We start from the raw sequence: 656 nt of genomic DNA on the forward strand, positions 1-656 counted from the left end.
GGGGATCGGGGACTCGACGAAGGCGAAGTCCGCGGCGGTGGGGAACCCGCGCGGGTGGGCGGTCTGGTGGACGGTCACCGCGACGTCCGGGCCGGTCCCGGTCCTGGTCCCCCTCCCTGCCGCCCGGGGCTGCTCCGCCGTCGCGGTACCGGGCAGTCCGGCCTGGTCGACGTGTTCGACCGTGTCGTTGTCGTTGTCGTTCATGCGCGGACCGTAGGACGGTGACGCCACTGCCCGGCAGCCCGTCGGGCTCATGGGGGCGTACCGTTCCATGAGCAGTTCTCATGGAACGAGGTGAGCGACCCGTGACCCCCATACCGGAGGCCCACACGCCTGGGGTCCGCGCACCCGGGCTTCGGACCGGCGCGGCGGCCGGTTCCGAGCTCGCGCCGCACGAGCTGCGGATCCTCGTGGCGGTGGCGGACACCGGCGGCTTCTCGGCCGCGGCCGTCGCGCTGGGGCTCACCCAGTCCGCCGTCTCCCACTCGGTCCGTGGCAGCGAACGGAAGATCGGCGCCGTCCTCTTCGACCGTGACCGCACCGGCGCCCGCCCCACGCCCGCGGGTGAGAAGGCCGTCGCCCATGCCCGCCGCGTCCTGCGCCTGCTGGACGTCCTGGTCACCGAGGCGCGCGCCGCGGCGGGCACGGGGGCGGGG

General features: G+C 75.2%; 2 protein-coding genes. One reads left to right on the top strand and one right to left on the bottom strand.

Features of this window, described 5'->3' with window-relative positions; genetic code table 11:
• Positions 1-204 (bottom strand): hypothetical protein (locus tag ACOV8S_RS31065; RefSeq protein ID WP_448321825.1); only part of this gene is annotated, 204 nt, incomplete at its 3' end.
• A 194-nt stretch (positions 205-398) separates the two neighbouring features.
• Between ACOV8S_RS31065 and ACOV8S_RS31070 the strand changes: the two genes are divergently transcribed.
• The coding region (locus tag ACOV8S_RS31070; protein WP_448321826.1) for a LysR family transcriptional regulator at positions 399-656 on the top strand (258 nt) is incomplete at its 3' end.

The sequence above is a fragment of the Streptomyces sp. CO7 genome (assembly GCF_053474865.1).